Annotated in this window: 8 protein-coding genes; 4 read left to right on the top strand and 4 right to left on the bottom strand. The window is 65.9% G+C overall.

Annotated elements, in window-relative coordinates:
* Positions 1 to 17: 17 nt before the first annotated feature.
* Positions 18 to 2,831 carry a TonB-dependent receptor gene (locus tag C8J47_RS06075; protein WP_121884901.1) on the bottom strand — a complete coding sequence of 938 codons (2,814 nt, stop codon included), beginning with the start codon at positions 2,829 to 2,831 and terminating at the stop codon, positions 18 to 20.
* Between the two features lie 107 nt (positions 2,832 to 2,938).
* Positions 2,939 to 4,072 (bottom strand): ROK family transcriptional regulator, encoded by a 1,134-nt coding sequence (locus C8J47_RS06070; protein ID WP_121884900.1) that lies wholly within the window; start codon positions 4,070 to 4,072, stop codon positions 2,939 to 2,941.
* Between the two features lie 171 nt (positions 4,073 to 4,243).
* Here C8J47_RS06070 and C8J47_RS06065 point away from each other — a divergent pair, with 171 nt between their 5' ends.
* Entirely contained in the window at positions 4,244 to 4,852 is a 609-nt protein-coding gene (locus tag C8J47_RS06065; RefSeq protein WP_310886118.1) for a helix-turn-helix domain-containing protein, read from the top strand.
* Between the two features lie 131 nt (positions 4,853 to 4,983).
* Positions 4,984 to 6,183, top strand: a complete 1,200-nt coding sequence (locus C8J47_RS06060) for a glycoside hydrolase family 32 protein (RefSeq protein ID WP_121884898.1) — start codon at positions 4,984 to 4,986, stop codon at positions 6,181 to 6,183.
* A gap of 21 nt (positions 6,184 to 6,204) precedes the next feature.
* On the opposite strand, the gene C8J47_RS06055 is transcribed toward C8J47_RS06060, so the two are convergent.
* On the bottom strand, positions 6,205 to 8,256 hold the full coding sequence (locus tag C8J47_RS06055) for a TonB-dependent siderophore receptor (protein ID WP_121884897.1): 2,052 nt from the start codon (positions 8,254 to 8,256) through the stop codon (positions 6,205 to 6,207).
* 405 nt (positions 8,257 to 8,661) lie between these two features.
* On the opposite strand from C8J47_RS06055, the gene galA reads away from it, so the two are divergent.
* Both galA and C8J47_RS06045 read left to right on the top strand, forming a co-directional pair.
* Complete coding sequence (galA, locus tag C8J47_RS06050; RefSeq protein ID WP_121884896.1) at positions 8,662 to 11,550, top strand: beta-galactosidase GalA; 2,889 nt, start codon at positions 8,662 to 8,664, stop codon at positions 11,548 to 11,550.
* Between the two features lie 79 nt (positions 11,551 to 11,629).
* Complete coding sequence (locus tag C8J47_RS06045; protein ID WP_056049608.1) at positions 11,630 to 12,391, top strand: GntR family transcriptional regulator; 762 nt, start codon at positions 11,630 to 11,632, stop codon at positions 12,389 to 12,391.
* Between the two features lie 63 nt (positions 12,392 to 12,454).
* On the opposite strand, the gene nagA is transcribed toward C8J47_RS06045, so the two are convergent.
* Positions 12,455 to 13,624, bottom strand: a complete 1,170-nt coding sequence (gene nagA, locus C8J47_RS06040; protein WP_404969264.1) for an N-acetylglucosamine-6-phosphate deacetylase — start codon at positions 13,622 to 13,624, stop codon at positions 12,455 to 12,457.
* Positions 13,625 to 13,834: the final 210 nt, after the last annotated feature.

Genomic DNA, 13,834 nt, shown 5'->3' with positions numbered 1-13,834 from the left:
GAAAGACCTTTCCGGGATCAGAATTTGGGCGTGAAACGGAGGCCGAGCCAGAAGGTCGTCGGCACGGAATAGCTGTCCTTGAGCAAATTCTTGTCCGGCCCCGCAAAGCTCGTGAGTCGGCTATGAGTCAGGTTGCTGACCTGCCCGATCACGGCGACGCCGTTCCGCAGCGTATAGTTCGCGGTCAGGTCGACCTGCTCGCGCGGCGCCCAGTACAGGTCCTGCCACGCGATATCGTTGATGATCGTGCGCAGCGCCCTGCCCTGCCGGTTGTAGGCCGCGCGCAGTTCCAGGCCGTGTTTCGCATAGAACACGCTGGCGTTGAGCGTGCTGTCGGGCTGGCCGACGAGCCGGTCGATGCTGCGCGCGACGCCGACGCTGCTCAACACGTCGATCCGGCCGCGGAGCAGCGCCGCGTTCGCGCTGACGCCGAAGCCGCTCAGCAGCGGGTGGATGAACTCGAGCGAATTCAGCACCGCGCTCGCCTCGATCCCCTTGATGCTCGCCTTGCTCGCGTTGGTCGGCCGGGTGACGACCGCGTTGACGTAGTTGACCCCCTCGTAGGTGTAGCCGACCGAGGCGGCGTTGAAGATCTCGTCCTTGATGTCCTTGTAGAACCCCGCGAGCGAGACGATCCCGCCATAGCGGCTCGACAGCGTCCAGTCGGTGGCGAGGTCGAGATTGGTCGACCGCCGCGGCTTGATGTCGGGATTGCCGATCGTGACGTTGACGCCGGTCGCCGCCCCGTTGCCGAGATCGCTCGCATTGACGAAGCCGATCGAACTGCGCGCGGCATAGCTGTCATAGCTGGGTCGGCCGATCGTCTGGCTGGCCGCGGCGCGCAGGTCGATCGCGTGCGTCGCATGCCATGTCGCGATCGCCGAGGGCAGCAGGTAGGTGTAGTTCGACCTGGTCGGCTGATCGACGAAGACGCCGTTGCGTTTGATCCGTCCGACGGTCGACTGGTCCGTGTGATCGAGATGCACGCCCGCCTGCGCGTTGATCGCCGACGAGACGTAGCTGGCGAGCGCATAGCCGCCCGCAATCTTCTCGACGTGGCGGAAATCGTCCTGGTTGTTGTAGTTCGACTGATCCGTGCTGTTGAGGATCGATCCGGGTTGCGCGGTGATGTCGCGAACCGCGGCGGCCGGATCGATCGTCAGCAGGTACAGGCCATTCGAATAGTTCAGCGGCGCGCCGCCGGGGCCGACCGCGGTCGCAAGGCCGATCGGCCGACCGGTCGTGTTGGGCGTCAGATCGATCCGGTCGAGATTGAACTTGGGCCGATCGTCGGTGTAGCTCGCGCCTGCCGCGAACCCGATACCGTCCGCATCGGCGCCCTGATTGAAGCCGTAATCGAGCCTGCCGGTCAGCACCGTGTCGCTGGCGTGCCGTTCGTTGTTCGGCCGGTAATAAAGCAGGCTGTAGTTCGCCAAATTGTTATAGGCGGCCGGATCGACCGCGAACTTCTGATCGAGGCGGCTGGTGTCGTAGGCGAACGCGAAGTTCGACGTCGCGGTCGGCGTGGCCCCGGCGATGCCGGGCGCCGGCCGTGCGACGCCGGTCGCGTATTTGATCATCTGGAACACTTCGTCATAGGTCGCGCGCGACGCGCTGCCCTTGAGCGAGAGCGTCTGGCGATCGCCGGGCTGCCACGTCAGGCCGGTTTGCGCGACGCGCGTCCGCGTGACGATATCGGCATTCTCCCAGCCTACTTCGACGTCGCCGCCGGGATAATTGCCCGAGGTCGCGGTCTGGTTCTGAACGATGCCACGGTTGCGCGGGTCGATCAGGACCTCGTTGCGCTCCATCTTGTCCTTGAAATAATAATAACCGAGCGACGCATAGGCCTGGAGCGTGTCGGTAGGCCGGACCTCGAACTTGCCGGTCAGGCCGTAACGATCGCGCTTGTCCATCACGTACCAGTATTTGTCCTGCTGCGGCACCGCGAAGCCGTTGCCGAGGCCTGCGCCGGTCTGGAGTTGCCCTGCCGCATTGTAGAAGGAATAGTGGATCGTATCTGTCGTCATGTGCGTGTCGGTGTAGCTGCTGAGCGTCTGGTAATTGCCCGACAGGACGACGCCGTACTGGTGGTTCGCGCCAAACGTCGTGCTGACCGTCGCACCGAGCCGCGTGCCGAAATCGGGCTGGTGGCGCGGCAGCCCGATGTCGTTCGCATGGCCGAGCGACGCCTCGGTCGTGACGAACGGCTTGCCGCCGCCTTCGAACGCGCTGCGCGTCACGATGTTGATCGCGCCACCGACCGCGTTCGGATCGAGATCGGCGGTGAAGGTCTTCACGACCTGCAACTGGCTGATCATCGATGCGGGCAGGATGTCGAGACGCACCCCGCGCGAGATCGAGCCAAGCGTTCCGTTGGGCGTGCCGGGCGAGGCGAGCTGCAACCCGTCGATCGTGACGTTGTTGTACGCGGGGCCGAGCCCGCGGATCACCGGCGTCGCGGCCTCGTCGCGCGGATGCTCGTTGTCGGTCGCAGGCAGGACCGACAGACCGGGAATACGCCGCAACGCCTCGACGATGGTCGCGTCCGGCAACGTGCGGACATCGTTCGATCCGATGACGTCGATGATGTTGGTCGCGTTGCGCTTGGCCTCGATCGCGACGTTGTTGGCGCGCCGGATGCCGGTGACGACGATATCCCCGGGCGGCGCGGTCGCGGGTCCGGTCGCCGACGTCCCGGCCGCCGATGTCGTGGTCGCCGATGTCGTGGTAGTCGACTTGGCGTCCGTCTGTTGCGCCGCGACCGGACCGACGATCGCGATCGACGACACGCCGGCGAGTGCCAGCAACCGAAATGAAAACCCAACCATGCGAAGATCCCCGCCCGTCTGGCCGGCATCGACTGCCCGCCCCCAATGACGGCGCGGCTAGGCGGTGGTTGTGGCAGTTTTATTTATTTATCCGGAAATAAATCGCGTCATCGTTCGGCATTCGGGGCGACGAGCTGGTGGATGGGAAGCAGTGCGGCGCCTACCGCCGCCGCCCAACTGCCAAGTCGCGACACATGCATTTTCGGCCGCGGCAAATGGGGGAAGGCGGTCGCCCAGTCGGCGCGTTCCAGCGCTGCACCGAGCGCGTGGAGGATCGGCAACGGCAGCGCGCCCGATACGACGATCGCGCCAGGATCGAGCCACGCGACCCCACTGTCGGCGGCGACCGCAAGCTGCTCTCCAGCCCGCTCGACCCACGCGTCGATCAACGCGGCATGCGTATCCTGATGCATCTCGACCTCGTTCAGCGCGCGGATGTCGGCGCCGGCCGCCTGCAATTCGGCGAGCAGGTCGATCCCCGACGGCCGCTTGGATTTCCCCGGGAACAACCGGCCGATCTCGCCCGCATTGCCGTGCTCGCCGCGCAAGATCGCGCGGTCGACGATGATCCCCCCGCCGACCCCGTGCCCGATGAAGAAGACGATCGCCGAACTGCACGTGCGGATCAGCCCGCTGTCGTAATATTCGGCGAGCGCGGCGAGCGTCCCGTCATTCTCGATCCAGACCGGCAGGCCGAGATAGTCGGCGAACAGCCGTTGCAGGTCGAGGTCGCGCCACCCCTGCAACCAGTCGACCGTCCAGCGCCGCGTCGGATCGCCCGCGAGCGTCGGCCCGGTCGCCGCCACGCCCAGCCCCAGGAAGCGCGACCGCAGCACATTGTGGCTCATGCTCAGCCCGCGCAACCGCCGATCCACCGCCTCGACGAACGCGCGCGGATCGGGGCTGTCGAACGGCTCCAGGTCGCGGACGATCACAGTCCCGGCGAAATCGACCAGCGCGATCTCGAGCCAGCCCGGATGCAGCGTCGCGCCTGCCGCATAGCCGCCGCGGCTCGAGATACCCAGTGGTACGATCGGCCGGCCGCGCCCAGCCCGCTGGTCCTGGACATGCTCCTCAACCAGCCCGAGCGCGATCAACTCACGGCTCAAGCGCGTCACCGCGCCATTATGCATGTCGAGACGGTCGGCAAGGGCAGTGCGCGCGCTGGGGCCACTGATCCGCAGATCCCAGACGATGCGTTTCTGATCTTCGGACAGCAGGATCTCAGGTTTCGGGCGCACGCGATCATCCTGGCGACTGACGAGACGCCCGCCCTAGCCTCCGGTACGCATCGCCGCTCGATTTAATTCGCGCACGCCAATAATATCCAGCGGCGTTAAACACGTAGGCGGCAGCGGGATGCGCCAGAGGTCGGACGACAGCGTCCCATTCGTCTTGCGGGAAATCTTCGGATGGATCGCGACCAAAAAAAGGGCTGCGCACCCTTCCGTATGGGCCCCGGTGCCTTATCGGGGGAACGGCGAACGCCTGATGGCGAGTGTCTCCGCGACGCTCCGGCAAAACGGATGAAAGGATACGGCGTGGATTCCATGCGCAGAGGTACGAATGCTGGCGGAATGCGACGGTATAATGAGCGCCTGATCCTGTCGGCCGTTCGACGGATGAACGGCGCTTCGAAAGCGGAACTCGCGCGCATGACGGGCCTGTCACCTCAAGCCGTCGTCCGCATCGTCGATGAACTGGCCGAGGTCGGGCTGCTGTTCCAGGCGGGCAGGCGCACCGGTGGGATGGGCCAGCCGGCGACGATCTACCGGATCAACGGCAAGCGAGGATATACCGTCGGCGTCGAGGTCGGGCGCGGCGACACCACCATCGTACTGCTGGATTTCGACGGGGAGCGCAAAGCGGTCGGTCGCCATGCCGGCAGCTTTCCCTCGATCGATACCGTGCTCGGACACATTGACGCTTTCATCGACGAACACCTGGCATCGACGGACCTGTTGAGCGCCGAGGCGTTCATGGGCATCGGCATCGCCACGCCTTGGTTTTGGATGCTGTAGGCGCTCTACAATTCCACCCACCCAGCGGGCGGCACGAACGACCTCGAAGGACCTCGTCGCGCGGCAGGATAGGGGTATCGTGATCCCACGCAACACGACGGGCTTCGGCGAGTTGTGGAGCGAGTACCGTCTTGGATACGGCGCATACGGCTGGTTTCGGCGCCGGCCAGTCCTGCGCCTTGTGGTACTTGCGCGACAGCGGCGCGAGCTTCACGTTCCATGACATCGTCCTGCCCAACCCCGGCGGTCACAAGGATTTCCGCGATCCCACCGTGTTCTGGCATGCGCCGACCGAACGCTGGGTCATGACCCTGTCCGAAGAGGGCAAGATCGGAGTCTACACGTCCGCCAACCTCAAGCAGTGGCGCTATGCCAGCGGCTTTGCCTCGACGATCGTCGGCCGCGTCATGGAATGCTCACACCTCTTCAAGCTGCATCTGTACGACGCGAACGGCCAGATGTCGGCAGACAAATGGATATTGCTGGTCGGCGGCAACGGCACCAAACTCGGCTTTACCGTGGGCGCCTATTATTGGGTCGGTGATTTCGATGGGACGAGTTTCATGGCGGATGCCCCGGAGGGACAATGGGTCGACGGCGGTCCGGATTTCTATGCCGCGGTCGTCTGGATCGATCCGGCGGCGGCTGATCCACTTGCCGCGGCGTACGCGATCGCATGGATGAGCAACTGGGATTACGTGAAGAAAATCCCGCTCGCGCACGATTACCGCGGGCAACTCAGCCTTGTTCGCCAGCTACGACTTCAGCGTATCGACGACGTCCCGCGCCTGATCAGCACGCCGCTCGCCGCGCAGGATACGGTCTTTGCCGAAGCCATTACCGGACAGGATCAAACGATCGTCGAAGGATCGGAATATGTCTGGCCGACAGGTGCACAGACCGCAGCGTGTCGTATCGATCTCACGCTCACCCGGGTCGGCCAGATCTGGCCGGCCAAGGTCGTGCTATCGGTTCGAGCCGATAACCGCTTTGCGACCAGATTCATCTTCAGGGCGCATGACAATATCATCTGCCTGGAGCGATCGGATAGCGGCCCCAATCAGCCGGACGGCGATGTATGGCGACAGCCCCGAAGTATCGCGTGCGACTTCACCAAGGGCGCTGTGAAGATCAGCCTGTTCATCGACTCCGGTTCGGTGGAGCTTTTTCTCGCCGACGGAACGGCGACGATGTCCGCGCTCATCACCGCGCCACTCGATGCCACCGAATTGCACCTGAAGAGCGCTGGCGGCAGCGTAACCGTGTCGGACGTCGCGATCAGGCCTTTCGATAAACCCGGCCGATCGAACCCCGTTTTGTCGGCGCTCTAAGGCGATGCTGCCGTACGACCTTCACAGGCGTGAGGTGATCGTCAGTCGCACGTTGCGCGGCGCCCCCGGCGTCGTCCACACATTGGCATACGAACTCGAGATATAATATTTATCGAAGATGTTATCGATATCGACGCGCATCGTCAGGTGCTCCGACACGGCATAGCTCAAATTCGCGCGCGCAATGGTGTAGGCCGGCAGACGATACCCGCTGGCGAACGGATCGCCGGCCCGGCTCCCCGAGTGGCTGATACCGCCACCCACCGACAGCCCGTCGAACTGTTTGACGGCAAACAGTGCCCACGCGTTCTTGGGCACGTTTGACAGGCGCGTGCCGATCAGCGTCCGGTCCACGTCCTGCCGGACGGTCGCGTCGACATAGGTGTATGTGGCCGTGGCGTAGAGATCGTCCGTCACGTTCACCGTGGCTTCCGCTTCTGCGCCCCGCGAGCGCTGGCGCCCGATCTGGCTTTTCACGAACGGGTCGGTCGCGTTCGGATTCAGGACGTTGCGCTTTTCCATGTCGAACACTGCCGCCTGCCCCGTCACCACACCGTGCAGGACCGCGAACTTGGCGCCCACTTCGGTCGAGCGGCTCCGTTCCGCGTCGAACGTGGAAATGCCGTCGGATGGATTGAGCCGCAAGGATTGCCCCCAGCTCGTGTATAGCGACAGGCCCTTGCCGACCTGCCATGACAGAGCGGCCCGCGGCGTCACACCGCGGTCGACCGTATCGAGATCGGCATTGCCGGTCAGCCGATTGCGTACGGTCTGTCGAAAGCTGTTCCAACGCGCGCCCAGCAGCAGCGTGAAGTCGCCCGCGCGGACGATATCCTGCGCATACGCGCTTTCGCTACGGAAGGATTCGGTACGGCTGACGTTGGCCGGCGGTACCGGCAAGGGCTGACCATAGACCGGGTTGAACAGGTCGATAACCAGGATCGGGCGGGTAGTCGTGCCGCGCGCGCGATCGAGCCGAAAGTCCATGAAGTGGCGCACCCTGTCGACGCCGAGACGCAAATCATGGTCCAGGCCCAGGAAGCGCAGCGATCCCGTCAATTCTGCGCGCAGCGTGAGGTCGTCCCACGCGAAATCGTGATAACGGCGGTCGCGCCCGGCAGTGAGTCCGTTCGCCTGGAGTCCGCGAGCGCCGAAATCGACCATGGTGCCGAACCCGCGTAGCGAACCGTCACGCTGGCTGCCGCCGACCTCGAACCCGATACCACTGCCCAGGTCCGCGAAAACCGTCGCCTGTTGCCACAGGATCTTCTGGATGATCGGTCCGTCCGCCGGTTCGCCCAGGAACGTGTCCCGGTCCATCGCCCGCGCATTGCCCGCGATGCCGACCACGCCGCGATCCAGCGTCGCTTCGTTACGCATATACTCGGCCTGGTAGAGGACGCGCAGCGCGTCGGACGCCTGCCATGACACCGAAGGCGCGATCAGGCGGCGCGATCCTTCGACATGGTCCCGGAAGCTGTCATGCTCCTCGCCGACGCCGATCAGCCGGACAGACACCCCCTTGGCGATCGGTCCGCCGACGTCGCCCGTCAGCCTCCCGCTGTCCCAGCTTCCATAACTGGCGCTGGCCGACGCATGAAGGTGATCGAGCGGCGCCTTGGTGACGATATTGATCGATCCGCCAGGCTCGCCCCGGCCCGATAGCGCGGCGCCGGCCCCTTTCAGCACCTCGATCCGCTCGACCGTAGCGGTGTCGATGGGCGCGTTGTAGCCGAGATTGCTGCTGAAGCGGTTGATCATGATATCCGGACCGGCGTTCTCGTCGCCGGCAAACCCGCGGATCGCGTACTTGTCCCATAGTCCGCCGAAATCGTTCTGGCGCGACACCCCTCCGGCAAGATCGAGCACGTCGTCGAGCCGGGTGGTGTTGAGCGCCTCGAGTTCCTTTTGGCCGAACACGCGCACGGATTGCGGGTAGATTCTGATCGGTACGTCGCTGCCCAGGATGCTGGCACTCGCCTTCCGCGCGGTAACGACGATATCGCTTCTGCCACCGCTCGCCACGTCGCGGTCTCCCGCGTCCTGCGCGTATGCCGTCCTGGGTAGGCCCATGCCGATACCCAACGCGATCGTGCTCAGGCTCGCATACGCTACGCTCCGACACGCGCTCCGGCTGTAACTTTGACGCATCGAGGACCCCTTGGTTTCGCCACGGTTCTACGCTGCAGCGATTTCGCCCGCTTATGGCTAATGCGAGTGGATTGCAACAATGTGTCATAGATCGATCGCGTCGCGGACTGATACCTAGATTGGCCTTAGTGAGTTCGGCAGCAGCCAAGCACGGAAACGTAGTCAAGAAGCAAACCGCCTCAGGCAAATTCGCGATCGTCCCAGGCATCGTCCGCATCGGCAAAGAGTAAGGTCACGGGCTGCGATCGGCGTCCGCGGATTTGGCAGTTGAGCGCGTCAAGCGTTGATGTATTGTTTTGGCCTTGCAGATGTATCCAGGGAGGCCAGATGCTCGACCGTCGCCGTTTCGTCGTTTCATCGTCGGCGCTTGCCGTGTCGTTGGCGCAACCCTCTCTGGCAGAACGTCGCGGTCCGACCGGTACAGCGCTCTCGCCCGACATGCCGATCCCGCTCGGACATCTACCCTCGCCGCACGCACCCGCAGACCCGAGCCTGATCGCGCTCAACCATGGCTGGCTGTTCCATGAAGGCGACATCCCCGTCCCCGCCGTGCGTGGCAACGACGAGACCTATGCCGCGACCAAGGCCGGCAACGCGCAGGGCGCCGCCGGTCTGGACTACGACGATTCCGACTGGACCGCCGTGCAGCTTCCGCATGACTGGGCGATCGCGCACCCGGTCGAATCCGATCAGAACGACGCGTTCGGGTATCGCCGTCGCGGCATTGGCTGGTATCGTCGCTACGTCGTTCTGCCGGCGGGCTGGCACGGCCAGTATCTCGAACTCCAGCTCGGCGGCATGGCCAACAACGCCACCGTCTGGTTCAACGGCGTGCCGGTCGCCCACAGCCTGTCCGGCTATGTCCAGCAGACCGTCGATCTCACGCCCTATGCCCGCTTCGGCGACGAACCCAACACCATCGCGATCCGCGTCGACGGGGATGTCATGGAAGGCTGGTGGTATGAGGGCGCCGGACTGTACCGCGATTGCTGGCTGGCGGTGCGACCCGCGCTGCACATCGCGACCGATGGCGTGCATGCCACGCCGCGCGCGCAGGCGGGCGGCAGCTGGCAGATACCGGTGACGGTAACGCTCGCTAACGCCGGTGCCGCGCCGGGTCAGGCGACGGTCGAAGCGGTGCTGCAGGACGCGGACGGTCGCACCCTGGCGCAGTCGAGCGCCACCGCCACCGCGACCCCGCTGGCGACGGCAACCGCTACGATGCTGCTGCCGGTCGCGCGACCAAACCTGTGGTCCCCCGAGACGCCGACGCTTTACACGCTGCACACGCGGCTGGTGCAGGGCGGCAAGACCATCGACAGCCGCCGTACCGAAATCGGTTTCCGCACCGCGGTGTTTGATGCGGCGTCGGGGTTCCACCTCAATGGCGTGCCACTGAAGATCAAGGGCGTTTGCATCCATCAGGACCATGCCGGCGTCGGCGTCGCGGTGCCCGCCGCGCTGATGGAGTGGCGCGTGCGTCGCCTGAAACAGATCGGCGCGAATGCGATCCGTTTCACGCACGGCACCGCCGACGCCGGCATGCTCGATGCGTGCGACCGCCTCGGCATGCTGGTGATGGCCGAGAACCGCCATTTCGATCCCAGTCCCGAGTATCTGGCGCAGCTCGAATGGATGGTCCGGCGGGACCGCAACCGGCCCAGCATCATCCTGTGGTCGGTGCTCAACGAAGAACCGATGCAGGGCAGCGAACAGGGCTATGAGATGGTCCGCCGCCTCGCCGCCGCGGTGAAGGCGCTGGACGATACCCGCCCCGTCACCGCCGCGATGAACGACGGCATGTTCACGCCGCTGAACGGCGCCGATGCGGTCGACGTGGTCGGCTTCAACTACAAGCACGGCTGGTACGATCGCTACCACAAACTCCACCCCGATCGCCCCCTGCTCAGCACGGAAGACACCAGCGCGGTGATGACGCGCGGCGAGTGGACGAGCGACACGGCGCGCAACGTGCTGACGTCCTACGATACCGAAGCGCCCGAATGGGGCCTGACGCATCACGAAAGCTGGCGGATGATCGGCAGCCGCCCGTACATCGCCGCGACCTTCGTCTGGACGGGGTTCGACTATCACGGCGAACCGACCCCGTTGCCCTGGCCGGCGGCATCGAGCTCGTTCGGCATCCTCGACCTGTGCGGGTTCGCCAAGATGGCCTATCATCTGCGGCGCGCGCAGTGGATCGCCGCGGAGCCGGTGATCGCGATCGGTCCGCACTGGAACTGGGCCGGGCGCGAAGGCCAGCCGATCAAGGTGATGGTGCCGACCAATGTCGAGGCGGTCGCGCTGTCGCTCAACGGCAAGCCGATCGGGCGGCAGACGTGCAAACCGTTCGAAATGCTCGAATGGCAGGTGCCGTTCGCACCGGGCACGCTCGAAGCGATCGGCTACAGCGGCGGTCGCGAAGTCGTTCGCGCCAGCGTTACGACCGCGGGCCGGCCTGCCACGCTGCGGCTGACGCCCGATCGCCCGATGATGCTCGGCGACGGTGCCGACGTGCAGCCGATCAGCGTCGACCTGATCGATGCGAGCGGCCTCCACGTGCCGACCGCGAACGACACCGTCACGTTCGCGGTCGAGGGCGGCGAGATCATCGGCGTCGGCAACGGCAATCCCAACGATCACGACCCCGAGCAAGGCAACGCCCGCAAGCTGTTCAACGGTTTCGCGCAGGTGCTGGTGCGTTCTTCGGCAGGCGCGAAGCAACTGGTCCTGACCGCGCGCGTCGCCGGGCTGTCCCCCGCTCGCGCGGCGTTTCCGCTGGTAGCCGCGCAGACCCGCGCCGTCGCGGTGACGCCGTCGGTTCACCATCTCGGTGAGTGGCGGCGCACGCCGTTCGTCGCGCAGGCGCCCGACGCGCGGACGATCTACCCGGCGCAGCAATGGCGCAGCCTGAGCTATGTCCGCACCGGACGGCTCGAGGAGGCGCAGGCCGCGCGCGCCTACACGCTGATCCAGGGTCGCTTCATGCCGCGTCGGCACGTCGCGGTCCGCGGTGGCACGCTGCATTTCGCCGGCGTGATCGGCCGCGCGGAGCTGTGGGTCGACGGCCGACGCGTCGCCACCAAAAGCGACCCGGCAGAAGCAGCGATGGTCGCGCCTCTCCCGGCCGGCGAGCAGGAGCGCGTCGTGACGCTGCTGCTCCAGGCCGACGCGGGCGAGGCGACCGGCCTCAGCCGCAGCGTGGCGGTCTGGTAGGCCGAGCGCGAACCATCCGCGACCACAGTGTCCAACGGATGTATGACATGTGCGGCGGCAAGTGTTACGCCAAGCCTCTATGGCGTTCATCGACCTTCTAGACGTTACGGCCGCGACGAGCAGCGGCCCGCGCTATCTGTGGTTGCAGGGCCTGATCCGCACCGCGATCGAAACCCGACGGCTCGCGGCGGGTACCGCGCTGCCGAGCGAACGGGAACTGTGCGACGAGTTCCAGCTATCGCGCGTGACGATCCGCAAGGCACTGGAGGCGCTGGTCACCGATGGCCTGCTCGAACGGCGGCGGGGTGCCGGCACGTTCGTATCGCGAAGCCCGGGCGCGCAGGACGCCAGCCGCGTCGAGAAGAACTTCTCCGCGCTGTCGTCCTTCTCCGAAGACATGCTGGCACGCGGCCGGCGCCCGTCCAGCGAGTGGATCGATCGGTCCGAAGGGTCGGTGACCCCCGAGGAGGCGCTCGCGCTGGGTCTCTCGCCCGGGTCGCACGTCTTCCGTTTCCAGCGCATCCGCTTCGCAGACGACGAGACGATGGCCGTCGAATATGCCACGGTGCCGAGCTGGGGCCTGAAGCGGCTCGATGATGTCGTGTCCTCGCTGTACGGCGCCCTGGCCGCCAACGGGAACCGCCCCGTACGGGCGCTGCAACGCGTCCGCGCGATCTGCTTTGGCAAAGAGCACGCCGTGCTGCTCGGCATCGAGGAGCGTGACCCGGGGCTGATGATCGAACGGCGCTCCTTCGCCGCCGATGGCCGCGTGATCGAGGTCACGCATTCCTATTATCGTGGCGATGCCTACGACCTCGTCGCAGAACTCCACCACAGCTGACGCTGGCCTGTAGGATCTAGGATCGCATCGGGCACCTCGCCGAAGCGACCCGCCAGCCGCGGGTCAGCCGGCGACCTTGATCCCGCCGATCCACGTCTGCACCGGCTGCAGCGCCGCATCCAGCACGACGAAGTCCGCGCGCAATCCGACCGCCAGCGTGCCGCGGTCCTGCGCCATCCCGAGAAACGCGGCGGGCGACGCGCTCGCCATCCGGCTGACGGTCGGCAGGTCGGCGCCGGTCGCCGCGCACATCGTCCGCACCGCCTGCGCCATGTCGAGATGCGCGCCGGCCAGCGTACCGTCCTCGCCCATGCACACCCCGCCCTCGACCGTCATCCGGCGGCCGTTGAGCAGGAAGAAATCGTCGTTAGAACCGACGCTCGGCATCGCGTCGGTCACCAGCATCAGGCGATCCGCCCCCTTGCTGCGAAACGCGATGTCGAGCGCGGCGGGCGCGACATGCACCCCGTCGGCGATGATGCCGCACCAGATCGCGGCCTCGCTCAAGGCAGCCCCCACCATGCCCGGCGCGCGGTGAAGCAGCGGCGACATCGCGTTGAAGACGTGCGTCACGCCGGTGACCCCGGCAGCAAAGCCCGCCAGCGCCTCGTCGTAGGTCGCGTCGGTATGCCCGGCACTCAGGATGACCCCCGCCGCGGCGAGTTGCGCGATATCCTCGACGGCGACGACTTCCGGCGCGAGCGTCATCATGACGACGCCACGCCGCGGTCGGCACAGAATGTCGATGATCGACCGGTCGAGCGTGCGGATCAGCGCGGGATCGTGGATCCCCTTGCGCGTGCCGTTGATGAACGGCCCTTCGATATGCACGCCGACGATACCGGGCACGCCGGCCGCGATCGCCGCGTCGACCGCGTCCAGCGCCGCCTCGATAGCCTCGGCGGTGTCCGTGATCAGCGTCGGCAGCAATGCGGTGGTGCCGAACCGGGCGTGTGCCGCCGCAATCCGTGCCAGCCCCTCGATCCCGAGCGCGTTGTTGAACAGCACCCCGCCACCGCCGTTCACCTGCGTGTCGATGAACCCCGGAAGCAGCCAGCCGCCCGCCAGATCGATCGCTACGTCACCGCCGGCCAAGTCGTCGCCTGCGACGTCCCCCCCGCCCCCGGCCGGCTCGATCGCGCGCAGGCGGCCGTCCGATATGGTAAGCCGGACGTCGTCGCGTGTTTCTCCGCCGACCAGGATCCGGCCACCGCGAACGTCGATGGTACGGATCACGACCGGCACCCCTGTTGGACGCCGAGTGAACGATAGCGGTCGAACTTACCCGATGCCGCGATCGCGATCGCGCTCGCGGGTCCGTAAGACAGCGCTACCATCGCCAATCTTGTCAGACACGCCGTCGAAGGTCCCTGCCTTGGCGATTTGTCGGAGCATAACCCCTGTTCGCAGCTTCGGTCAGCCATGGGAGCGCTATCGCTGGCG

The organism is Sphingomonas sp. PP-F2F-G114-C0414 (assembly GCF_003688595.1).
GTDB lineage: Bacteria > Pseudomonadota > Alphaproteobacteria > Sphingomonadales > Sphingomonadaceae > Sphingomonas.
The sequence above is the reverse complement of the archived record's forward strand: the minus strand, read 5'-3'. Positions and strand labels throughout refer to the sequence as shown.

Bases quoted from the DNA above. Each gene is read 5' to 3' on its own strand.
- C8J47_RS06055 (WP_121884897.1), bottom strand. From the start codon at position 8,256: ATGGGCCTACCCAGGACGGCATACGCGCAGGACGCGGGAGACCGCGAC.
- C8J47_RS06045 (WP_056049608.1), top strand. From the start codon at position 11,630: ATGGCGTTCATCGACCTTCTAGACGTTACGGCCGCGACGAGCAGCGGC.
- C8J47_RS06075 (WP_121884901.1), bottom strand. From the start codon at position 2,831: ATGGTTGGGTTTTCATTTCGGTTGCTGGCACTCGCCGGCGTGTCGTCG.
- C8J47_RS06065 (WP_310886118.1), top strand. From the start codon at position 4,244: ATGGATCGCGACCAAAAAAAGGGCTGCGCACCCTTCCGTATGGGCCCC.
- galA (WP_121884896.1), top strand. From the start codon at position 8,662: ATGCTCGACCGTCGCCGTTTCGTCGTTTCATCGTCGGCGCTTGCCGTG.